21 protein-coding genes and 1 pseudogene are annotated in these 22067 nt (G+C 55.7%); 8 read left to right on the plus strand and 14 right to left on the minus strand.

The features are described from left to right. Nucleotides 1-213 (plus strand): annotated as a pseudogene (locus AB4Y96_RS07145) (hypothetical protein); the annotation flags it as partial. A 195-nt stretch (nucleotides 214-408) separates the two neighbouring features. Here the strand turns inward: AB4Y96_RS07145 and AB4Y96_RS07150 are convergent. From AB4Y96_RS07150 to AB4Y96_RS07165, 4 genes are read right to left on the minus strand one after another with little or no spacing between them, the layout of a single operon-like run. Beyond that, on the minus strand, nucleotides 409-966 hold the full coding sequence (locus AB4Y96_RS07150) for a sarcosine oxidase subunit gamma (protein ID WP_441916418.1): 558 nt from the start codon (nucleotides 964-966) through the stop codon (nucleotides 409-411). Next, the gene (locus tag AB4Y96_RS07155; protein ID WP_441916419.1) at nucleotides 959-3964 is read right to left on the minus strand and encodes a sarcosine oxidase subunit alpha; all 3006 of its coding nucleotides are present in this window, start codon (nucleotides 3962-3964) and stop codon (nucleotides 959-961) included. Before AB4Y96_RS07155 ends, AB4Y96_RS07150 begins: the two co-directional genes overlap by 8 nt. 3 nt (nucleotides 3965-3967) lie before the next feature. Next, on the minus strand, nucleotides 3968-4336 hold the full coding sequence (locus AB4Y96_RS07160; protein ID WP_441916420.1) for a sarcosine oxidase subunit delta: 369 nt from the start codon (nucleotides 4334-4336) through the stop codon (nucleotides 3968-3970). Nucleotides 4337-4360: 24 nt separating this feature from the next. Further along, nucleotides 4361-5614 (minus strand): sarcosine oxidase subunit beta, encoded by a 1254-nt coding sequence (locus AB4Y96_RS07165; RefSeq protein WP_091878553.1) that lies wholly within the window; start codon nucleotides 5612-5614, stop codon nucleotides 4361-4363. 410 nt (nucleotides 5615-6024) lie between these two features. Between AB4Y96_RS07165 and rpsU the strand changes: the two genes are divergently transcribed. The 3 genes from rpsU (at nucleotide 6025) to AB4Y96_RS07180 (ending at nucleotide 7862) form a co-directional block, all read left to right on the plus strand. Continuing rightward, nucleotides 6025-6276 carry a 30S ribosomal protein S21 gene (rpsU, locus tag AB4Y96_RS07170; RefSeq protein ID WP_091878290.1) on the plus strand — a complete coding sequence of 84 codons (252 nt, stop codon included), beginning with the start codon at nucleotides 6025-6027 and terminating at the stop codon, nucleotides 6274-6276. 114 nt (nucleotides 6277-6390) lie between these two features. Then, complete coding sequence (locus AB4Y96_RS07175) at nucleotides 6391-7236, plus strand: tetratricopeptide repeat protein (RefSeq protein WP_441916547.1); 846 nt, start codon at nucleotides 6391-6393, stop codon at nucleotides 7234-7236. Between the two features lie 23 nt (nucleotides 7237-7259). After that, nucleotides 7260-7862, plus strand: coding sequence for an NAD(P)H-dependent oxidoreductase (locus AB4Y96_RS07180; protein WP_441916421.1), 603 nt, complete (start codon nucleotides 7260-7262; stop codon nucleotides 7860-7862). A 48-nt stretch (nucleotides 7863-7910) separates the two neighbouring features. Here AB4Y96_RS07180 and AB4Y96_RS07185 read toward each other — a convergent pair whose 3' ends face one another. The 8 genes from AB4Y96_RS07185 to AB4Y96_RS07220 all read right to left on the minus strand — a co-directional run bounded on the left by AB4Y96_RS07185 (nucleotide 7911) and on the right by AB4Y96_RS07220 (nucleotide 15536). Beyond that, the gene (locus tag AB4Y96_RS07185; protein ID WP_091878295.1) at nucleotides 7911-9311 is read right to left on the minus strand and encodes an NAD(P)(+) transhydrogenase (Re/Si-specific) subunit beta; all 1401 of its coding nucleotides are present in this window, start codon (nucleotides 9309-9311) and stop codon (nucleotides 7911-7913) included. Between the two features lie 10 nt (nucleotides 9312-9321). Then, entirely contained in the window at nucleotides 9322-9732 is a 411-nt protein-coding gene (locus AB4Y96_RS07190; RefSeq protein WP_091878297.1) for an NAD(P) transhydrogenase subunit alpha, read from the minus strand. Then, complete coding sequence (locus AB4Y96_RS07195) at nucleotides 9732-11117, minus strand: Re/Si-specific NAD(P)(+) transhydrogenase subunit alpha (RefSeq protein WP_441916422.1); 1386 nt, start codon at nucleotides 11115-11117, stop codon at nucleotides 9732-9734. Before AB4Y96_RS07195 ends, AB4Y96_RS07190 begins: the two co-directional genes overlap by 1 nt. 163 nt (nucleotides 11118-11280) lie before the next feature. Next, nucleotides 11281-11502 (minus strand): aa3-type cytochrome c oxidase subunit IV, encoded by a 222-nt coding sequence (locus AB4Y96_RS07200; RefSeq protein WP_441916423.1) that lies wholly within the window; start codon nucleotides 11500-11502, stop codon nucleotides 11281-11283. A gap of 147 nt (nucleotides 11503-11649) precedes the next feature. Beyond that, nucleotides 11650-11796 (minus strand): DUF3096 domain-containing protein, encoded by a 147-nt coding sequence (locus AB4Y96_RS07205; RefSeq protein WP_091878304.1) that lies wholly within the window; start codon nucleotides 11794-11796, stop codon nucleotides 11650-11652. A 90-nt stretch (nucleotides 11797-11886) separates the two neighbouring features. Next, nucleotides 11887-14193, minus strand: coding sequence for a putative bifunctional diguanylate cyclase/phosphodiesterase (locus AB4Y96_RS07210; RefSeq protein WP_441916424.1), 2307 nt, complete (start codon nucleotides 14191-14193; stop codon nucleotides 11887-11889). Between the two features lie 229 nt (nucleotides 14194-14422). Next, entirely contained in the window at nucleotides 14423-14935 is a 513-nt protein-coding gene (locus AB4Y96_RS07215; protein WP_441916425.1) for a hypothetical protein, read from the minus strand. Further along, nucleotides 14928-15536 carry a CGNR zinc finger domain-containing protein gene (locus tag AB4Y96_RS07220; protein WP_441916426.1) on the minus strand — a complete coding sequence of 203 codons (609 nt, stop codon included), beginning with the start codon at nucleotides 15534-15536 and terminating at the stop codon, nucleotides 14928-14930. The genes AB4Y96_RS07215 and AB4Y96_RS07220 overlap by 8 nt, the downstream gene beginning before the upstream one ends. A gap of 64 nt (nucleotides 15537-15600) precedes the next feature. On the opposite strand from AB4Y96_RS07220, the gene AB4Y96_RS07225 reads away from it, so the two are divergent. Then, nucleotides 15601-16500, plus strand: coding sequence for a branched-chain amino acid ABC transporter permease (locus tag AB4Y96_RS07225; protein WP_441916427.1), 900 nt, complete (start codon nucleotides 15601-15603; stop codon nucleotides 16498-16500). Here AB4Y96_RS07225 and AB4Y96_RS07230 read toward each other — a convergent pair. Further along, complete coding sequence (locus tag AB4Y96_RS07230) at nucleotides 16497-17246, minus strand: SDR family NAD(P)-dependent oxidoreductase (RefSeq protein ID WP_091878314.1); 750 nt, start codon at nucleotides 17244-17246, stop codon at nucleotides 16497-16499. The two genes, AB4Y96_RS07225 and AB4Y96_RS07230, sit on opposite strands and share 4 nt — an antisense overlap. Nucleotides 17247-17520: 274 nt before the next feature. Here AB4Y96_RS07230 and AB4Y96_RS07235 point away from each other — a divergent pair, with 274 nt between their 5' ends. Together AB4Y96_RS07235 and AB4Y96_RS07240 are read left to right on the plus strand one after the other, a co-directional pair. Continuing rightward, nucleotides 17521-18102: a TRAP transporter small permease subunit gene (locus AB4Y96_RS07235; protein WP_091878316.1), complete on the plus strand. Its 582-nt coding sequence runs from the start codon at nucleotides 17521-17523 to the stop codon at nucleotides 18100-18102. Next, on the plus strand, nucleotides 18095-19858 hold the full coding sequence (locus tag AB4Y96_RS07240) for a TRAP transporter large permease (RefSeq protein WP_441916428.1): 1764 nt from the start codon (nucleotides 18095-18097) through the stop codon (nucleotides 19856-19858). The genes AB4Y96_RS07235 and AB4Y96_RS07240 overlap by 8 nt, the downstream gene beginning before the upstream one ends. A 67-nt stretch (nucleotides 19859-19925) precedes the next feature. On the opposite strand, the gene AB4Y96_RS07245 is transcribed toward AB4Y96_RS07240, so the two are convergent. Next, the gene (locus tag AB4Y96_RS07245) at nucleotides 19926-21032 is read right to left on the minus strand and encodes a TRAP transporter substrate-binding protein (protein WP_091878320.1); all 1107 of its coding nucleotides are present in this window, start codon (nucleotides 21030-21032) and stop codon (nucleotides 19926-19928) included. 257 nt (nucleotides 21033-21289) lie between these two features. Between AB4Y96_RS07245 and AB4Y96_RS07250 the strand changes: the two genes are divergently transcribed. Next, complete coding sequence (locus AB4Y96_RS07250) at nucleotides 21290-22060, plus strand: gamma-glutamyl-gamma-aminobutyrate hydrolase family protein (protein ID WP_441916429.1); 771 nt, start codon at nucleotides 21290-21292, stop codon at nucleotides 22058-22060. Nucleotides 22061-22067 lie beyond the last annotated feature (7 nt).

The raw sequence follows: 22067 nt of genomic DNA on the forward strand, positions 1-22067 counted from the left end.
GCGGGCCGCCCTCATATCAGGCGCATCCTCTACATGGCGTGCCTTTCCATCATAAGGGCCAAGAGCCAGCCACTGGCACGCTTCTACCAGAAACTCAGAGCCGCTGGAAAACCCTTCAAGGTTGCAATTGTGGCCATCATGCGAAAACTCATCGTCATCATCAACGCCATCATCAAAACCGACACACCATGGAGATTAGAACACCAAATCTGATCAACACCCAAACACAGTTGCTCACCATGAGGGAGATGGGTGATGAAGGGGAGCCAAGTTCTGCACCCTTTACCCCGCAACTTTTTTTGATCWGCAATCTTTGCGATTAGCGTTGCATCCMCACTCTCCCTCATGGTGAGCTTGTCGAACCACGAACCACGAACGAGGATACTGCTAATCAACCGCTTCCGGCTGTCAGACAGTAACATCCCGGGCTGATTCCTGCAGGAAACTGTAGGCATAACCCGAAAATGAGCGCCAGCACTCAACGCGGAACGTGTTTTCCTCCGTGCGCAGCAGGACAATCTCGATCTTGCCAAGAACTGTGCGGGACGCCGCGCCAACCGGAAACGCCCGGAGCGACAGGTCCTGCGGGCAGCCACCATTGACCACAGCATCCGCACCCTTGCCTGATATAATGATCCCGACATTGCGATGCGATACATCCACAGCCGAATGCAGCACCTTCACCTTGGCGAGATCGGCAACCAGCGCGCTACTATCCGCATCGATGATGAGCCATTCATCCGGGCCGATCCATAGGGCGGTACGGGTCCCTTGCGTCGACGTTGTCTTGGGCTTCACCGGCAAGGTCAGCCCAATCGCCTTGGACAAGGCCGCCACCGCATCAGGCCGGGCCCGCAGCGATACACGGGTGGCATTGTCAGCCAGAACAACCGATACGGAGCCAACGCCCGCATAACCGGTCTGTAGCGGATGCAAACGCTGTGCTGTTTGTGCAAGGTCAGCCATTCAACCGTTCTCCCTTTTCGTCGAAGAACACCGTACCGGTTACTTCCACTTCAATCACACCATTGGGCATCGGCACATAGAGCGTTTCTCCGAGCCGTTTTGTTCCGTCAATCACCAGACCCATCGCAATCGACCGGCCGCAATTTTCCGACCAATAGGACGATGTCACATGACCAATCATTGTCATCGGCACCGGCTGGTTGGGGTTTGCAACAATCTGCGCGCCCTCCTCCAGCACCACATGGGCATCCTTGGTCTTCAAGCCCACCAGCTGCTTGCGGCCATCGGCCACCAGATCGCGGCGCAAAAGGCCACGAATGCCAACATAGTCTTTCTTGTTCTTGCCGATAGCCCAGGTCAGCCCCGCATCCTGCGGTGTCACCGTGCCATCCGTGTCTTGACCGACGATGATATAACCCTTTTCCGCGCGCAGAACGTGCATCGCCTCGGTGCCGTAAGGCGTCAGGCCAAGCGGCTTGCCACGCTCGTAGATAGCCTCCCAGACCGCCTGACCGTAATCAGCAGGCACGTTGATTTCAAAACCCGCTTCACCGGTGAAGGACATGCGGAACAGCCGCGTCGGCACGCCGCAAATCTTGCCTTCCCGCACACTCATATGCGGCATGGCTTCATTGGAAAGATCGATGCCCTCTACCAGCGGCGCGATGATTTCACGCGCTTTTGGACCCTGCACGGCGATGACAGCCCATTGTTCCGTGGTCGAGGTCAGCCAGACGTCAAGATGCGGGAATTCGGTCTGCAGATAGTCTTCCATGTGATGCATGACACGCGGCGCGCCGCCTGTCGTTGTCGTCACATGGAACCGATCTTCGGCAAGCCGACCAACGACACCATCATCATAGATGAAACCATCTTCGCGCAGCATGATGCCATAACGCAGGCGGCCAACACCCAGCTTTTCCCACGGGTTGGTATAGAGCAGCTCGAGGAATTTCGCCGCGTCAGGGCCAACCACTTCGATCTTGCCGAGCGTCGAGGCATCGAAAATACCGGCCTGATTGCGCACGGCAACGCATTCGCGATTGACAGCCGCATGCATGTCCTCGCCCGCCTGCGGATAATACCAGGCACGCTTCCACTGCCCGACATCCTCGAAGGCCGCACCCTCAGCCGCATGCCATGCATGCATCGGTGTGCGGCGGGTCGGATCGAACAGATCATGGCGCGCATGATTGACGATTGCGCCGAAAGTAACAGGCGTAAACGGCGCACGGAACGTTGTCAGGCCCACCGCCGGAATTGGGCGATTGAGCGCTTCGGCGGCAATTGCCAACCCGTGCAGGTTGGAGGTCTTGCCCTGATCGGTTGCCATGCCATTGGTGGTGAAGCGTTTGACGTGCTCAATGGAGTGCATGCCTTCGCGCACGGCGAGACGCACGTCCTTGGCGGTGACATCGTTCTGGAAATCGACAAAGGCCTTGACCGTTGTATCCGCACCGGCACCCGGAGCAGAACCGATCATGCCAATGATCCAGTCCGTGCCACCCGTGGCCTTGACCGCTTTGGCCTTGCCCTTGAAGCCGGTTTCTGCTGCCAGCTTGCTGCCAGCCGCGATTGCCTCATCCAGCGCTTCCTGCAATCCGTCACTGCCATTGCAGGCACCGACAGATACACAATCCTGCGCATAGGTGCCGGGCAGAAAGCGTTCATTGGCAGCATCCCATGCCACCTTGCCGCGTGACTGCGAGAACAGATGCACCGAAGGCGTCCAGCCTGCGGACATGATCAGCGCATCCACCACAACCTTACGTTCCGCACCGCCCTTATTCGGGCGGATGCTGATGGACGAGACGCGGCGTTTGCCACCAGCACTAAACACCGCATGGCCAGTCAGCACATCAATGCCGAGCGAACGGGCTTCTTCGATAACAGACGAAGAAGGATTTTCACGCGTATCGACAATAACGGGAACGTCAACGCCAGCCCGTTTGAGATCAATAGCCGCCGCATAGGCGGAGTCATTAGCGGTATAGACACCGACCTTACGTCCAACAGCAACACCATACTGGTTAAGATAGATACGTGCCGCCGACGCCAGCAGAATGCCCGGGCGATCATTGTTGGCGAACACCATGTGCCGCTCGATAGCGCCGGTTGCCAGAACAACCTTCTTGGCACGAACCTGCCACAGGCGTTCACGCGGCAGATCAGAACCCGGATTGCTGAGATGATCGCTGATGCGCTCGACCAGACCAACGAAATTCTGGGCGTAATAGCCAAAGGCCGTGGTGCGCGTCAGAACAGTGACGTTCTCCATCGAACGCAAAGTGCCAAGCGTTTCCGTCGCCCAGTCATAGCCCGGCTTGCCATCGAGGGTGACATCAATCTCATAGCGCAGCGCGCCACCGGCTTGCGCCTGCTCGTCGCAGATAATGACCTTGGCACCTGTCTGTGCAGCAGTGAGCGCGGCAGCAAGACCAGCGGCACCGCCACCGACCACCAGCACATCGCAATGGGCAAAGCGATTGGAATAGCGATCCGTATCAGCTTCACCGGGAACAACGCCAAGACCGGCAGCAGCACGGATCTTCGGCTCGTAAATGGTTTTCCACGCGAACTTCGGCCACATGAACGTCTTGTAGTAGAAGCCTGCGGGCAGCATCGGCGAGAACACATCATTGATCGCGCCGACGTCAAAAGTCAGCGACGGCCAGCGGTTCTGCGACTTGACCTTCAGCCCGTCATAGATTTCCTGCACGGTCGCCCGCACATTTGGTTGCTGGCGCGACTTGTCGCGCTCGATATCGACAAGCGCGTTCGGCTCTTCGCTGCCTGCGGAGAGGATTCCGCGCGGACGGTGATATTTGAACGAACGGCCAACCAGATGAATGCCATTGGCGAGCAGCGCCGATGCCAGCGTGTCGCCTTCGAGGCCGGTCAGTGCCTGCCCGTCAAAGGTGAAGCGAACGGTTTTGGCCGGGGTCAGACGACCAATGCCAGCGATACGGTTGCTTCCGGAATGGGATGTGGTGCTCATGGCTTATAGCTCCCCTTTCTTGGCGCGGGGGGCGCGTTTCTTTGCGGGTTCAGCGATGGCAGGAGCTGTAGCGGCGTCCGGATTGAGCAGTTTTTCAACATCCGGGCGTGGCTCGCCTGCCTTGTAGACAGTCAGGAACTTGTCCGAGACGGAATCGCGCACCGCATTGAAGAAGCGTCCGCAGCCGTGAATATGCCGCCAGCGTTCAAACTGCAGGCCTTTCGGATTCTGGCGGAAATAGAGAAAGCCGGCAAAATCGTCGTCCGACTGTTCCGAAATTGCCGGGGAGCGCACGAGATGCGCTTCACCCGCGTTGCGGAATTCCAGTTCCGGGCGCTCTTCTTCGCAATAGGGGCATTTGATGAGAAGCATTGTCGTCGTCTCGTTTCTTGAATGTCAGTGCGCTACGGCAGCGGCGGCGGCTTCATCGATGAGGCGGCCAGTGGTAAAGCGCTCGATGGTGAACGGCGCATTGATCCGGTGCGGCTCATCGCGGGCAATCGTATGGGCAAACACATTGCCGGAGCCCGGCGTTGCCTTGAACCCGCCAGTTCCCCAGCCGCAGTTTACATAAAGGCCCGGCACCGGTGTCTTGGCCAAAATTGGCGAACGATCCGGCGTCACGTCAACAATACCGCCCCATGAACGCAGCATTTTCAGGCGCGTCAGCACCGGGAACATTTCGCAGATCGCGTCCAGCGTGTGGTTGATGATGTGCAGGCCGCCCGTCTGGGAATAAGACGTGTACTGGTCCGTACCAGCGCCGATGACCATTTCGCCCTTATCCGACTGCGAAATATACGCATGAACGGTGTTCGACATGATCACGCAGGGAATGAGCGGCTTGACCGGTTCGGATACCAGCGCCTGCAAGGGATAGCTTTCCAGCGGCATGCGCACACCGGCCATGTTCATAAGGACAGAGGTATGGCCCGCAGCCACAACGCCAACCTTCTTGGCATTGATCGGGCCGCGATTGGTATCAACTCCCACGACCGCCCCATTGGCGGCACGGCGGATGCCGGTTACTTCGCAGTTCTGGATGATATGCACGCCGCGATCAGCCGCCGCGCGGGCATAACCCCATGCAACCGCATCATGGCGGGCCGTGCCGCCGCGGCGTTGCAACGCCGCGCCAATGATGGGATAACGTGCATCGGCAGAAAGATTGATTGGCGGGCAGAATTCCTTGACCTGCTCCGGTGTCATCCATTCATTGTCGATGCCATTCAGCCGGTTGGCGTGGATATGGCGCTTCAACACCTGAACATCGTGAACATTGTGCGCCAGCATCATCACGCCGCGCGCCGAATACATGACGTTGTAGTTGATGTCCTGGCTCAGACCCTCCCACAATTTCACGGCATGTTCGTAAATGCCTGCCGATTCATCATAGAGATAGTTGGAACGGATAATCGTGGTGTTGCGGCCGGTATTGCCGCCGCCAAGCCAACCCTTTTCCAGAACCGCGACATTGGTGATGCCGTGTTCCTTGGCCAGATAGTAGGCCGTGGCAAGACCATGTCCGCCAGCGCCAACAATGATGACGTCATATTCCGACTTGGGTTCGGGCGAAGTCCATTGCTGATCCCACCCCTTGTGGGCACGCAATGCCTCGCGGGCCAAAGCAAACACTGAATATTTCCGCATCATTCAATCCTTTGCAAAGCGTCCGGCCATTTCAAGTGACCTCGGCAGAGCGACGTGTTCCAACGATTTTCGAGAGCAATACCCTGTCCTGAAATCGACATCGATTTTCAAGCGCAGGATCGCACTTTTATGCATCAGTAACGCATCCGCTCAAAGGTCTTTTGCCATTTTGCGACGGAGATTGGCGTTCCGTGCCGGTTATTCTAAAATTGCATCGAAGCGGCTGACAGCCGATTGCAGAATATCCCCATTTTAAGCAGCTTCACCATGGACATTCCGCCACCATTCTGATAATGGCCTCGTCAGTTTGCGATGGATGACCGTCGCGAAGTTTGGATTTGTGTCCCACTGACCAAGGTAAGGGCGCAGAATTCAGGCTCAACGAAATTCTAAGAGACACAGGATAAAACGTGCAGGTACTCGTACGCGAAAATAATGTTGATCAGGCTCTCCGCGTCCTCAAGAAGAAGATGCAGCGCGAAGGCATGTTCCGCGAAATGAAGATGCATGATCATTACGAGAAGCCCTCGATCAAGCGCGCCCGCCAGAAGGCAGAAGCCATCAGCCGCGCTCGCAAGCTTGCCCGCAAGCAGGCACAGCGCGAAGGTCTTCTGCCAATGCCAGCGCGCAAGGTACCGGCCCGTCCTTCTGCGGCTCGTTGATCAGTACTTTATCAACGTCTTGACAATACAACGGGGTGGGGTGGCAATCGCCACACCGCCCTTTTTGCGTTTTCGATTGAACGGGATACCAGGAATATGACACATTCACTTGAAATGGTTTCGTATCGCGACCCGCAATCGGCATTCAAGACGTTGCGCACCACCGGACTGGTGATCGCTTCGGTTCTCACTCTGGCTATTGCCGGGTGCCAGACCTCGACCACCGATATGACCGGCATCGACAAGGCGCAGGGCTCTTCCGAGAACATCAGCTCACTCGACAGCGTCATTCGCAATAATCCACGCGATCCGGAAGCCTACAATGTGCGTGGCTCGGCTTTTGGCCGCGCCGGTCGCAACAGCGATGCCATCAAGGACTTCAACACGGCATTGCAGCTGAACCCTAATTTCTATCAGGCCTATGCGAACCGTGCGCTTGTTTACCGCAATATGGGCAATAGCGCTCAGGCATTGGCTGACTACAGCAAGGCCATCCAGATCAATGCGCAATATGACGCTGCCTATATCGGTCGCGGCAATCTTTATCGTCTTTCCGGACAGCTCGACCGGGCTTTCAGTGATTTCCAGCAGGCAATCCAGCTGAACACCACCGATCCCCGCGCCTACCACAATCGCGGCCTGATTTATCAGGCACGCAATCAGCACAAGCAGGCCATCGAAGATTTCTCCACCGCGATCTCGCTGCAACCTGATGCAGCCGAGCCCTATAATGGCCGTGGTATTTCCTATGTTGCGCTTGGCGATGACGACAACGCCTTTGACGATTTCAACAATGCCATCAAGCTGGATGGCACCATTGCCGAGGGCTGGGCCAATCAGGCGCTGATCTACGAGCATCGCGGCGACAAGGCACGCGCTGCGAAATCCTACTCCAAGGCCGCGCAGCTTGATCCAAAGTACAAACCTGCGCTTGACGGTCTGGCGCGCACGCGTTCCTGATCCAGATATGGCCTGATCCTGACATGGCAAAGCGGTTCCTTATTGTTTCCGCTCATCCACTTGAGAACAGCCTTTCGGTACATCTGACGGCGTTGGTGACACAGCAGATCGCTGAGTCACCACACGAATTGCAGGTGTTCGATCTCTACCAGCAGGGTTTTGATCCACGGCTTTCGCCGCAGGAACGGCAAAGCTACTACGCGCCGCAATATGACAACTCGCAGGTCAAAGATGAAACGGAAGCCTTGCAGGCGGCAGACGTACTGATAATCATCTTTCCAACGTGGTGGTTCGGCCTGCCCGCAATCCTAAAAGGTTGGATCGATCGCGTGTTCGTACCGGGCACAGCCTATGATCACGCGCCGGACTTTGGCCGGATGATCCCACGCCTCAACAAGATGACATCCTGTATTGCCATCACGACGCTCGGCTCCCCCTGGTGGATTGACCGGCTGATTATGTGGCGACCCGTCCGCCGTATCCTTGGCACAGCCATTATTGGCACCTGCGCACCCAAGGCACGGTTTTCAATGCTGTCGCTTTACAATTGCGAGAAGCTCGCCCCTGCCCGGCTTGCAGCCTTTGAAGCAAAAATCAATCGGGCGATTCAACAGACCCTGAAATGAAAAAGCCCGCCAATCGGCGGGCTTTTCGTTTGGTCTGGCAATGCTGGATCAGTGATCCAGCGCCTTGACGATGTTTTCAACCATCTTCTTGGCATCGGCAAACAGCATCATCGTGTTGTCGCGGAAGAACAGTTCGTTCTCGACACCCGCATAGCCGGAGCCCATGCCGCGCTTGATGAACAGAACCGTGCCGGCCTTGTCCACATCGAGGATCGGCATGCCGAAGATGGGCGATTTCGGATCGGTCTTGGCGGCCGGATTGGTGACGTCATTGGCACCGATCACGAAAGCCACATCGGCCTGCGCAAATTCGGAGTTGATGTCCTCAAGCTCGAACACTTCGTCGTAGGGAACATTGGCTTCGGCCAGAAGCACATTCATATGCCCGGGCATACGGCCAGCAACCGGGTGAATGGCGTATTTGACCTCAACGCCCTCAGCCTTCAGCTTGTCAGCCATTTCACGCAAGGCGTGCTGTGCCTGCGCCACCGCCATACCGTAACCCGGCACGATGATAACCTTGGATGCATTCTTCATGATGAAGGCCGCATCATCTGCCGAACCCTGCTTGACCGGACGCTGTTCGACTTCGCCGGTTGCTGCACCCGAGGTCTCGCCGCCGAAGCCGCCGAGAATAACCGAGATAAACGACCGGTTCATGCCCTTGCACATGATGTAGGACAGGATCGCACCGGAGGAGCCCACCAGCGCACCGGTGATGATCAGCGCCAGATTGCCCAGCGTGAAACCGATACCGGCAGCAGCCCAGCCCGAATAGGAGTTGAGCATCGACACAACGACCGGCATATCCGCGCCGCCGATGGGAACGATGATCAGAACACCAAGAGCCAGCGACAGAAGAACGATCAGCCAGAACACGAAATGGCTTTCGCTCATCACCAGCGCCACAACCAGCAAGACAATGGCAATCGCCAGAGCCGCGTTGAGCACATGGCGGCCCGGCAGCATGATCGGCTTGCCGGACATGCGGCCATCGAGCTTCAGGAAGGCGATGATGGAGCCGGTAAAGGTAATCGCACCGATGGCAACACCAAGCGACATTTCAACCAGCGCCTGTCCGTGGATCGAACCGACTTCGCCGATCCCGAAGGAATTGGGCGAGTAGATGGCAGCAGCAGCCACCATGACAGCGGCAAGACCGACCAGCGAATGGAAGGCTGCAACCAGCTGCGGCATGGCCGTCATGGCAATGCGTCTGGCGGTATAGGCACCGACACCGCCACCAATGGCAAGACCGATGACGATCAGGCCCAGACCACGGAAACTTGGTTCAGCAAGCGTCAGCGTCGTGATGATCGATATACCCATACCGATCATACCGTAGAAATTACCCTGACGGCTTGTGGTTGGGTGCGACAGGCCACGCAGCGCCAGAATGAACAGGACGCCGGAGACGAGATAAAGAAAAGCTGCGAGATTTACGCTCATTGCTCAGGTCTCACTTTTCTTTTTTCTTGTACATGGCGAGCATGCGATGGGTCACAAGGAAGCCGCCAAAAATATTGACGCTGGCAAGTACAAGGGCGATGAAGCCGAACCCTGTGGCAAAGCCACTGGCAGACAGGCCAACCGCAAGCAGCGCACCAACGACGATAACCGACGAAATGGCGTTGGTTACGGCCATGAGCGGCGTGTGCAGGGCTGGTGTCACCGACCAGACGACGTAATAGCCGACAAAGATTGCCAGAACGAAGATCGCCAGACGGAAGACGAAGGGGTCAACAGCACCACCTGTTACCGTATGGGCCACAGCACCGGCCGCATCAGGCAGATTTTCAGCGGCCTGACGAACCGTCTCGGTTGCCTGATTGAGACTTTCAAGAGCTTTTTCGAGTGCGGTATCAGCCATCACGCCTCTCCTTCAGTCGTTTTTTGGGCAGCCGTTTTTGGGGCAGCCGTTTTGGGAGCTGTCGTTTTGGTGGCAGCAGGTTTCGGCGCGGTTTTCTTCGGTGCGGCTTTGGGAGCAGCAGCCTTCTTTGGCGCGGCCGTGGCCGGTGCCTTCTTCGGCTCAGCTGTGACCGCAACTGTCGCAGCGGGTGCAGCCTTGGCTTTGGCAGGCTTTTTGGCTACCGGTTTCGCCGCAGGAGCGGTTGCACTTGGCGCGGCACCGGCAAAATTCGGATGAACCACCTTGCCGCCATGGGTCAGGACAGTTGCTTTGACCAGTTCGTCGTCAAAATTGACCTTGATCGCCTTGGCGTCCTTGTCAACAAGCGTCTCAACGAAGGCAAAAAGGTTCTTGGCATAAAGCTGTGATGCGGTGGCGGCGATACGGCCAGCAACATTGAGATGGCCGACGATCTTGACACCATCGACATCAACAATCTTGCCTGCAACCGCGCCTTCGACATTGCCGCCGCGCTCGACCGCAAGATCAATGATCACAGAGCCCGGACGCATGCGCCCATACATTTCGCGCGTGACAAGCCGCGGCGCCGGACGTCCCGGAATGAGCGCCGTGGTGATGATGATATCCTGCTTGGCGATATGGTCCGCGACCAGCGCAGCCTGCTTTGCCTGATATTCCTTCGACATTTCCTTGGCATAGCCGCCAGCGGTTTCAGCCGCCTTGAATTCCTCGTCCTCAACGGCAAGGAACTTCGCGCCTAGCGAAGCAACCTGCTCTTTCACGGCAGGACGCACATCCGTTGCAGTCACGACGGCACCGAGACGGCGCGCGGTCGCAATAGCCTGAAGACCGGCAACGCCGACACCCATGATGAAGACCTTGGCGGCGGGAACCGTACCAGCCGCCGTCATCATCATCGGCAGGGCGCGGTCATATTCTTCCGCAGCATCAACAACCGACTGATAACCGGCAAGGTTGGCCTGACTGGAAAGTACGTCCATGACCTGCGCACGCGTGATGCGCGGCATGAATTCCATGGTGAAGGCTGTGACACCGGCATCTGCCAGTTCCTTGACGGCAGCATCATTGCCATAAGGATCGAGCATGGCGATAACAACCGCGCCTTTTTTGTAGGATTTGAGCTCAGCTGAGGACGGGCGCCGGACTTTCAGAACGACATCGGCGTTCCTGATGTCGGCGGTTTTGCCAATCGCGGCACCCGCGGCTTCAAATTCGCGGTCAGGAATGCGGGATGAAACACCCGCGCCACTTTCCACAATGACTGAAAAACCAAGACCGATAAGCTTTTTGACCGTTTCCGCTGAACCGCCAACCCGCGATTCAACAGCATCGGTCTCTTTCGGTATGAACAGTGTCTGAGCCAAGCCCTCACCCCCAAAGCATGTTGTCACTATGCAGTCAGTGGCCCGAAGACCCGCGCGCCTGCCCCGCTATGACGATTGGCAATCCTGGTGATGGGCCCGCTCATGCAAGCGGATTTCAACAGAATTATCCGCCCGGTTCATGAACAACGCTTGTGGGCGTGTTTTAGAGAATGAACCAGGCAGCCACACAAATAACAATAAACAGAATGGTGGCGGAGAAGAACCCGCCAGCGAAAAAGCCGAATGCCATCGCAGCCACCAGCCCTACGCAGGTAACCACACCCCATTTCGAGAGAGCGAGAAAAAGATTGTAGGTTTTTTCGTGCTCAGGGTAGTCCATGGGTGCACCAAGTTCTGCAGGCGCCGTATCGTGATGTTCAGCCATCTTCAAACCTCATAAAGTCTTAGTCCTATTGGCAATAGCGAAAACGCAGCAGCAGCGCAATGCGCAGATAGTCGCTGAAAAGCCTCCCGGTCGATAAAAATGGCACCTGCGCTGATTTTACCGATCAAGCTAATCCCGCGAACCATCTCAACTGAGCAAATGGGGGAAAAGCCCCGTCACTCCGATGATGATCAGATAGAGCGCAACCACGTAATTGAGCAGACGCGGCGCGATCAGGATGATGATTCCGGCAATCAGCGCAACGAGTGGCGCAATGGCAATTTGTGCGATCATGACAGCGGTTCTTCCCTAATGAATCAGACATTGTTGACATTGGGAGTTTTGGACAAGATCGTTGTCAGGTCAAGCTCTTGGGCATTTCGATCAATGCACAGTGGCAATCTCGCCATTCTTCGGCTTAACCGGCAGTTGCACCATTTCGATATCAAAGTTCTTGGCGATATTTTCCGCCGTTGTGGCTGCTCCATAGAGGAAGCCCTGCACATATTCAGCGCCAATCCAGCGATTGATCAGCGCAAACTGTTCGCGCGTTTCCAGGCCTTCGATGGTCACGGACAGACCGAGTTCATGGGTCATCTGCACGATACCGCGCAGAAGTTTCAGGGAACGGCCTTCCTCGGTAATATCAGTGATGAAGGAGCGATCAATCTTCACCTTGGTGACGGGTAAATCTTTCAGATAGCTCAGGCTGGAATAGCCGGTACCGAAATCATCAATGGCAACCTGCAGCCCCATGGCTTTCAGACTTTCGAGCACACCGCCTGTCGCCTCACGGTCGGTGATGATTGCACCTTCCGTGACTTCCACCTCGATCAGTGCAGGTTCCACGTTATAACGCAGCAAGGCTGACCGGATGATATCGGCCATGTCCATATTGTGCAGATCATAGGATGACAGGTTGATCGAAACGGCAATTCTGGAACCCCAGAGGCTGCAATCCTTGATGGCCTGTTCGATGACCGTCCGGGTCAGGTCCGAGATCAGTCCCATTTCTTCAGCCATGGGAATGAACTCCGCTGGAGAGATCGGGCCGAAATCCGGGTGGTTCCACCGCGAAAGCGCTTCACAGCCGACCATGCGCAAGGTGCGTACATTGATGATCGGTTGATAGGCAACCGACAGGGTCCGCTCGGCAATCGCCTTGCGCAGATCGTTTTTCAGCCGCTGTTTGCTGCGGAAGGACTGATCCATTGTGTCAACGAAAACAGCCCAGGCTTTTTGGCTATCTTTTCGCGCGGCATCAAGGGCAAGGTCAGCATTCATATGCATGACAGCAAGATCGAATTCACCCTTGCTGACAATCACCACGCCCGCATGGGCTCCGGTCACGATCTCCTGACCCGATACATTATACTGGCCCGAAATGGCGGCCATGATCCGCTCGACGCTCTTCAAAATAGCGTCGCGGGTTGGTGCTGAGAACAGCAACACAAACTCATCGCTGCCAAAACGCGAAATGACCGGATGCTTCACATCAACCGAAGCAAGCCGGTCGGCAAAGGCCCGCAACAATTCATCGCCAATACGATGGCCGAACGTATCATTGGTTCGCTTCAGGCCATCCACATCAACGACCATCAAGGCGATCTGCATTCCCGTCCCGATACCATCAAGATAGGTCTTGGCGATCTCGGCAAACTGGCTGCGGTTGGGTAGCCCCGTGAGACTGTCATAACGCGCCATACGGCTGATCTGCGCCTCTGCTTCGGCGCGCCGGGTAACGTCCTGCAGGATGAGCACTGTTCCGTGTTGGGGATCTGGCGTCGCCATAAACTCAAAGTGCCGCTTGTTCGGCGTAACAAACATGTCCCGTTCCTTGCGGCCAGTGAGCAGGTCCTGCATCTTGGCGGATAGGGAAGCGTGGGTTTCCTCGGGGAAATAGGCTTTGACGCGGGCAAGTCGCAGCAGGCTTTGCAGGGAATGACCATGCACCTGATCAGGGTCATCGAAGCCCATCATCTTCGCCGCCTTCATATTGGCAACGGTGATATTCTGTTTGCTATCAAACATCAGCAGGCCCTGCGGCATACCATTCAGTGCTGCGTCGAAATGGCTGACGACAACGCTCAACTGCTGCTTGCCCAAAAGCGCATCCCATAATGATTGCCGCAGCTTCGATGCAATCCGGACGTTGCTCCAGAAATACGGCAGGATCAGCAGCGCAAGCAGCCAATTGTAAATGCCGCCAAGCAGAATGAACGTCAGAAAAAGCGGCGCGAGAATACCAAAGGACATGCCAATGATAACAGTTGGCGATACATAGTTCCGTGTTACCAGCGCAACCATCGAAGCAACAACGATAGCCACGCTCGTAATAGCAGCCGAAGTGTCCGCAAACACATAAATACTCACCAGACACAGCAAACCGAGCAGGATGCACGTGCTGACCGCACCCAGAAGGTACCGCCATTCCCATTTTCGCAAATCCGTCATTGTAGCTGACGAAAGATCCTTTTGTTCAAAAGCACTGGCATTCGCAGTGCGAAGAAGAACAATCAGGAAAAAGGCCACCGCAAAACCGACGTAAATTGGCTGATTTGTTTTTATGTAAATAACCAGCGTAGCGAGAATTTGAACAACAGACGTCCACCACACGGCTTTCTTGTTCGCATAAAGTGTGCGCAGGAACAGAATTTCGAGAAAAATACTCTCGTTGCGTTCAATTTTCATCAAGGTGTCCGTGAATAACTGTACCCATAATTGGATACGTTAACGAATACTTTCGAACAAACGCCAACGATACTCAGATTATGTATGAGGCATGCATTTAGAATATTTATTTGCACCCCATGTCAAACTGATATTTATCAAATGGGAAACAGAATTACCAATTCCTAAAAGGATTAAGCCGGTGTCATAAACCGGTCACATCCTATGGTTCCAATTCGTTTTGGATTTTTCAGGCTGGACAGGCAATAGTTGTGGGGTCCGGCTTATCCTTGTCAGGGTTTGGATCGTAGAATGGACCAACCACCAGCGGTCTATCAGGCATGACAGATTGATCCGTGTCCGATATCATCGTCCGGTCGATAGTCTGCAGTAATTTCCCACCCGCATCCTCAAGACGGATTATCACCTTGTACTCCCGCCCAGCCTTTACGCATTTGATTGGCGGACTGTCGATGCCGATTTTTTCGACCGCTGGCCAGACTTTTTGGCGGACAATAAGTGGCTCGCCGCCCGCCGGGTTTTCAAACGTCGTTTCAAGCATTGCTTCGTCAGGTACGCGCCGCACCTTGGTCAGCGTCAGGTGATAAGTTGCCTGCGCGATACGATAATTGAAGACGAATAACTTTCCGGCGACAGCCAGATAATCGCCCTCGCCGGAATCGCGACAGGCACCCAGCGCCAGAACGCCTGTGATGACGGGCAAGAGAAGAAACATACGCAGTCGCCTTGCGATCTTATGCATGATCATTTTCCGGTTGTGTACGATTGCGGCGATAATGTCTCTGGGCCTTCGCCCGGTTTCCGCAGACGGTCATGTCGCACCAACGGCGACTGCGGTTGCGGCTCTCGTCGAAGTAAAGCCAATGGCAATTCGGGCAAATCTTGATCCGCTCAAGCCGTGCCGGTTCCAAAAGCCGCATGGCCGACAGGAAAGCTGCTGTACCGAGCGACAGTTCCCGTTCCCGCCCCAGCGCATTCGGCAGGGCCAGATCCTGTGTTCCGGGTTCATCACAAACCAGCGCCGACCCGAGTTGCAGGAACGTTGCCATATTTTGCGGGTGTAGCCCGCCACCCCGCACAGCCGTCCGAAACAGCGCGTTGATGGCCTCCCTGACATTAACAAGCCGCTCGACTTCCGTCCGCGCCACTGGCGCACGAAAGCTGGCTTCTCCCCATTCCGGCTTGCGGAAATGTGCCGCAGCCCGGGCAAATCGCTGTAGCTCCGCCCGGTCCGAAAACCGGTCCAGCGCGCGGTCGGGTGTCTCCCGGAAAATGACTGTGTTGGCCAGATCAAGAGCCAGCACGCCACCACTGAAACGATGCGCATTCCAATCAAAGGTCATGCAAAATTCTAACTGGTAAAATTGATTTTGCAAGTTAGTATGGTCAGGAATATGCGAGTGACCGATGGCCTATTTTCTGCAACTGCTGATTAATGGCATCCACAATGCCGCGCTCTATGCGTTGCTCGCCTATGGTTATGTGCTGATTCACGGCATTACCCATCGCACAGACCTTTCGCTTGGCGCCCTGTTCGCCTTTTCCGGCCAGACCTTTATTCTGGTAACGGCATTTGGCTGGACGGTACTCTGGATGACGCTGCCATTGGCTCTCGGCTTCGGACTGGCTGTTGCCACGATCTATGTCGGTCTCGGCGGTTACACCATTGCGAAACTGATCTACACACCGCTCGAGACGGGCAGCCGCAATACGGTGCTCGTCGCCACACTGGGCCTCAGCATATTTCTGATGGAACTGTCGCGCCTTGCCGCTGACACACGGGATTATTGGCTGCCACCCATGCTCGCGGAACCGGTTCATGTGCTTGGCTCCGGCGTTGATATCAGCCTGACACAGATGCAACTCGTCAATATTGTCGTGGCACTGGCTGTCATTACAACGGGTGAACTGGTCATGCAGCGCACGTCCGCCGGCCGGATATGGCGCGCGGTCAGTGACGAGCCCTTTGCAACGTCCATGTGCGGTATCGATCCGCGTCGTGTCAGAACAAAAGCGATCCTCGCAGCTTGCGGCATCTGCGCCATCGCAGGGTTTCTGGCCGCGCTTTACTACGGCAATATAAGCTTCACTACCGGGATGATCTTCGGTTTGAAAATCCTGTTCATCACCGCTGCAGGCGGACTTTCAAAACCGCTTCATGCTGCGCTGGGTGCAGCAGCAGTCGGGGTGGTTGAATCCCTGTGGGGCGGATATTTTTCCGTTCTCTGGCGCGACGCGGCGGTATTCTCTTTGCTGGTCTTTGTTCTCGCCGTGCGCACGAACAATGATGAGGCCGAAAGAATCTAGCCCTGCAGGCTATGCCCGCCATCAATCGTAATAACAGTACCGGTGATATAGCTGCTGGCATCGGATGCAAGCAACAACACTGCACCATCAATATCATCGGGTTCGCCGAGCCTGCGCATCGGATTTTTGCCTTTCAGAAACCCATGCGCCGGGCCATTCATGATCGACTCATTGAGGCGTGTGGGAAACCATCCGGGTGCAATGGCGTTGACACGGATGGCATGGGAAGCCAATTCCAGCGCCAGCGAACGGGTCATCTGGCTTATCGCAGCTTTTGACATGGCATAACCAGCCGATCCTTTGATGGGCGCATCGGCAAGAATGCTCGACAGGTTGACAATCGATCCGCCAACACCGGCCGCAATCATGCGTTTGGCGGCTTCCTGCGCAATGAAGAATGCACCTTCCACATTCACTTCGAAAATGTGCCGCAACTGCTCACGCGTTGTGGTGAGTGCGCGCTCCATCGTGGCAACTCCGGCATTGTTGAAGACAACCGTGACTGTCCCGAGCTTCTGCTCCGCCTCATCAAAAGCGCGCTCAATATCAGCGGCTATAGTAACATCGGCAATAATATTCAGAACATTGGGGCTGTGTTCATTATCCGGAGCAGGCGTGCGCGAAATGGAAACAACATTGGCACCATGCGCTGCAAGCACCTGAACCATCCTCAGCCCCAAACCTGAAGATCCACCCGTTACCGCAATAGTCTTTCCTGCAACGGAAATAGAAGAGGCACTTGTCATTACACTTAATACCAACATCAAACTGTTTCTCCACTGTTAGACTGCCCGTGCAACGATGACAACCACCCGAGTGTTCGAGTTCTGCAACTGCAATCAATTGGGTTGATGCACCGGTATGGGGCTGCTAACAGTTCAGACAGACTATTCGGGAGAGACAGCCGGGTTAGGCCTATTGCCGCCATTTCCAAGAGCGGCGCAGCCTATGGGATGAAGAGCTGTCTGGGTGATTATCCGGGGAACTGTAACAGTTGCCGGACTTATGGGGAGGAACTGCATGTCGGCTTTGCTTGCCGTGTCGAGAGCGATCGACCGTCTCAATGAATTCGTTGGCCGAAATGTTGCCTGGCTGATTTTTCTGGCCGTGGTGGTCAGCGCCGGCAACGCCATTGTCCGCAAAGTATTCAACCAATCGTCGAATGCGTGGCTGGAATTGCAATGGTTTCTGTTTGGTGGTGCTTTCATGCTGGCAGCCGCCTATACGCTGCAACAGAACGAACATATTCGCATCGACATTGTTTACGGCGCCTTTTCCCGCCGTGTGCAGCATTGGATTGATCTTCTCGGCCATCTTTTCTTCCTGATGCCTTTCGTTCTCCTCATGTGCTTTTACTTTGTCCCCTATGTCAGCCTGTCCTACCGCAGCGGCGAAGGCTCCCCAAGCGCGGGTGGTCTGGTCCAGTGGCCGGGAAAGCTGATCCTGCTTGTCGGCTTTCTGCTGCTGGCCATTCAGGGCGTTTCTGAAATCATCAAGAAGATTGCGGTGATGCGCGGCGATATTCCCGATCCCAATCCGCCTTTAAGTCTCGAAGAGATTGCGGAACAGGAAGTTGCCATGGCGGAGGCGCGTAATGATTGAGTTTATTGCGCAGAACATGGCGCCAATCATGTTCGCCTCGCTGATCATTTTCATGTTGATCGGCTATCCTGTCGCGTTTGCTCTTGCTGCAAACGGATTGCTGTTTTTCTTTATTGGCGTCGAACTCGCCCCCTATTCCAACGGGACGATTACCCTCGACTGGCCATTTCTTTATGCCCTGCCCGAACGGTTCTGGGGGGTGATGTCGAATGACACATTGCTCGCCATTCCGTTCTTTACCTTCATGGGTATCATTCTTGAACGCTCCGGCATGGCCGAAGACCTTCTGGATACGATCGGCCAGCTGTTCGGTCCGATCCGTGGCGGCCTTGCCTATGCGGTCATTTTCGTCGGTGCGCTGCTTGCAGCCACGACAGGCGTCGTCGCGGCATCGGTCATTTCCATGGGCCTCATTTCGCTGCCGATCATGCTGCGTTATGGTTATGACCGACGCGTAGCGTCAGGCGTCATCGCGGCATCCGGCACGCTGGCACAGATCATTCCGCCATCGCTGGTGCTGATCGTTCTGGCTGATCAGCTCGGACGCTCGGTCGGCGACATGTATCACGGCGCACTGATCCCCGGCCTCGTGCTCACCGGTCTCTACATGCTCTATGTTCTGGCACTGTCGATCTTCAACAAGAAATCCATGCCTGCTTTACCCGTTGAAGCGCGCACGCTGGGTTCGGGTGTTACATCTCTGATCATTGCTCTGGTGATTGTCGTCGCTATCGCCTATGGCGCGATTGTCTGGCTGACACCGACGGCGGGAGCCAATGCGGATATCTGGGGCGCAACAATTGGCATTGTTGTTATCTATGCATTCGCGCTGGCAGACCGTTCATTTAGCCTCAACCTGATGTCGCGTCTCGCCCAACAGGTGATCATTGTTCTCATCCCGCCACTTGCATTGATCTTTCTCGTGCTTGGCACGATCTTCCTTGGTATTGCCACACCGACAGAAGGTGGCGCCATGGGTGCCGTGGGCGCTTTGCTCATGGCCGCATCCAAGGGACGTCTTAATCTTGGCGTTGTCAGGCACGCCCTGACATCCACCACGCGGCTGTCTTCATTCGTCCTTTTCATCCTGCTTGGTGCGCGTGTCTTCTCGCTCACCTTCTACGGTGTGAATGGCCAGATATGGGTGGAGCATTTGCTGGCTTCACTGCCGGGCGGACAGGTCGGGTTCCTGATTGTCGTCAATCTGCTCGTCTTCTTCCTGGCATTCTTTCTCGACTTCTTCGAGCTTGCCTTTATTATCGTACCGCTGCTTGCTCCCGTTGCGGAAAAGCTCGGCATCGATCTGATCTGGTTCGGCGTGCTTCTTGGCATCAACATGCAGACAAGTTTCATGCATCCGCCGTTTGGTTTTGCCCTGTTCTATCTCAGGTCTGTGGCCGCCAAAGTGCCCTATATGGACAAGATAACCGGCAAGAAAATCCAGCCCATCACCACGGGGCAGATCTATTGGGGTGCCGTGCCATTCGTCGGCATTCAGATCATCATGGTGGCTCTGACGATTATGTTCCCGCAAATGGTCATGCATTATACCGGCCCGGCCAGCACAGTTAATCCGGCAACCATCCAGATTCCGAACTCAGACCTCGGGGGTGGGCTTGGCGGCGGATTGGGAAGCGGCCTCGGCGGGGGATTGGGCACAGACCTCAGCGCACCACCTCTGGGCGGGCCACCACCTGCGCCTGCACAGCCCGCACAACCGGCAGCACCGGATTTGAGCCAGCCGCCGAAAATGTAATGTAGCCTCAAGATAAAGAAAAAGCCCGGCATCGCTGCCGGGCTTTTTATATCTGGAAACTGAAAGCCTAAAGCTTACCGTTACGCTGCTGCACCATCATGAACGTATCGAAGGTGTATTCCGCCACCTGAGCATAAAGGAAATGCTCGTTGCGGAAACCCTTGATGGAATCCCAGATCTTTTTGAATCCCGGATTGCTGGCTTCGATTTCAGCATAGACGCCATTGGCTGCTTCGAAACACGCATTGAGGATTTCCGGGCTGAACGGACGCAATTGCGCGCCACCGGCAACCAGCCGCTTGATCGCAGGCGGGTTCACATAATCATACTTCTGCAGCATGTTCGCATCGGTTGCCTGCGCTGCCGTGCGGAACAGGGACTGATAGCTTGGCGGCAATGAATCCCATTTCTGCTTGTTGACCATGAAGCTAACAGTCGGTCCACCTTCCCACCAACCGGGATAGTAGTAAAACGGCGCAACTTTCTGGAAGCCGAGCTTTTCGTCATCATAGGGACCAACCCATTCGGCGGCATCGATCGTGCCCTTTTCAAGGGATGGATAGATATCACCACCCGCGATCTGCTGTGGTACAACACCAAGCTTTTCCATAACCTTGCCGGCAAAGCCGCCAATGCGCATTTTGAGACCCTTCAGGTCTTCAACGGTCTTGATTTCCTTGCGGAACCAGCCACCCATCTGCACGCCGGTATTACCGCCCGGATAGGCCTGCAGGCCCTGCTTGTTGAAAAACTCGTTCATCAGGTCAATGCCGCCGCCATGGTACTGCCAGGCATTCATACCGCGTGCATTGAGCGCAAATGGCACGGCTGCACCCAGAGCCCAGGTGGGGTCCTTGCCCCAGTAATAATAGGCAACGGTGTGGCACAGTTCGACCGTACCCGCTGCAGCAGCGTCAGCTGCCTGAAGGCCCGGAACAACTTCACCCGCCGCAAATGGCTGGATGACAAAATTGCCGTCCGTTGCTTCTTTCAGATATTTCGACAGAACCTCGGCGCCGCCATAGATCGTGTCCAGTGACTTTGGAAATGATGACGCACAGCGCCATGTGATCTTCGGCATTGACTGCGCAATTGCTGGCGCTGCCAGCGTGGTTGCCGCAGCAACCCCCGCGCCGGCAAATCCGGCATTCTTGATGAATGAACGACGATCCATATACTCTCCTCCAGAATTTATCGCTTCAGACCCCCCGGACAGTTTCTGTCCAATTGCTCCCGGTCTGGGGATCACCATACACGCTCGACTATTCAAGTCCAGCCGCTGAAAACACAAACAAAGCGCTGATTAAAACAGAGTGGAATCCCAAGGAAAAAACGTCTTTTGCGACGGAATGCCTCCGGCCTTCGGCAGCCATTGGAAACGCACCCGAATTACACTACATTCCAGAGAGAATTATTATTTGGAGCATCGCCATGCGGCAGCCTCTCGTCGCCATCACCTCAGACGTTCGCGCCTTTGAAAATTATACGTGGCACGCAGCACCCGATCAGTATCTGAAAGCTGCCTATGACGCAGCCGGTGTCATCCCCCTGATCGTCCCGTCCTTTGGCGAAGGCCTCGACATAGACGCTATTCTTGACGGTGTGGATGGTGTTCTGGTTACAGGCTCCAAATCCAATGTGCATCCTGCGCTCTACGGCGTGGAACCGACCGAGGCGCATGAACCCTATGATCCTGCCCGGGATGCAACTTCATTGCCGCTAATCCGGCGGGCAATTGAGCGCGGCGTGCCGCTACTCGCCATTTGCCGGGGCATTCAGGAACTGAACGTTGCCCTTGGCGGAACACTTGCCACGGAAATACAGGAACTCGATGGCCGTATGGATCACCGCGCGCCTCAGTCCGCCGAACAGGCCGAGCGCTTTGCCATCCGCCACCCCGTGCGCATCAAGCCCGGCTCATGCCTTGCCAATGTAATGCAGTCGGACACACTTCAGGTCAATTCCGTACACAGACAGGCCATCGACCGGCCCGCCGCCCAGCTTGATATCGAAGCCGTCGCCGAGGACGGAACCATTGAGGCCGTATCAGTCAAAAACGCCCGCGGATTTGCTGTTGGTGTGCAATGGCACCCGGAATATTGGGTGAAAACCGACAGCCCTTCGCGCAAGATTTTCGCTGCCTTTGGCGACGCCGCACGTGCGCACAAGGCAAGCCGCGAACGGCTTCAGGCCGCCGAATAGCGATATT

Source organism: Phyllobacterium sp. TAF24 (assembly GCF_052113785.1).
Lineage (GTDB): Bacteria > Pseudomonadota > Alphaproteobacteria > Rhizobiales > Rhizobiaceae > Phyllobacterium.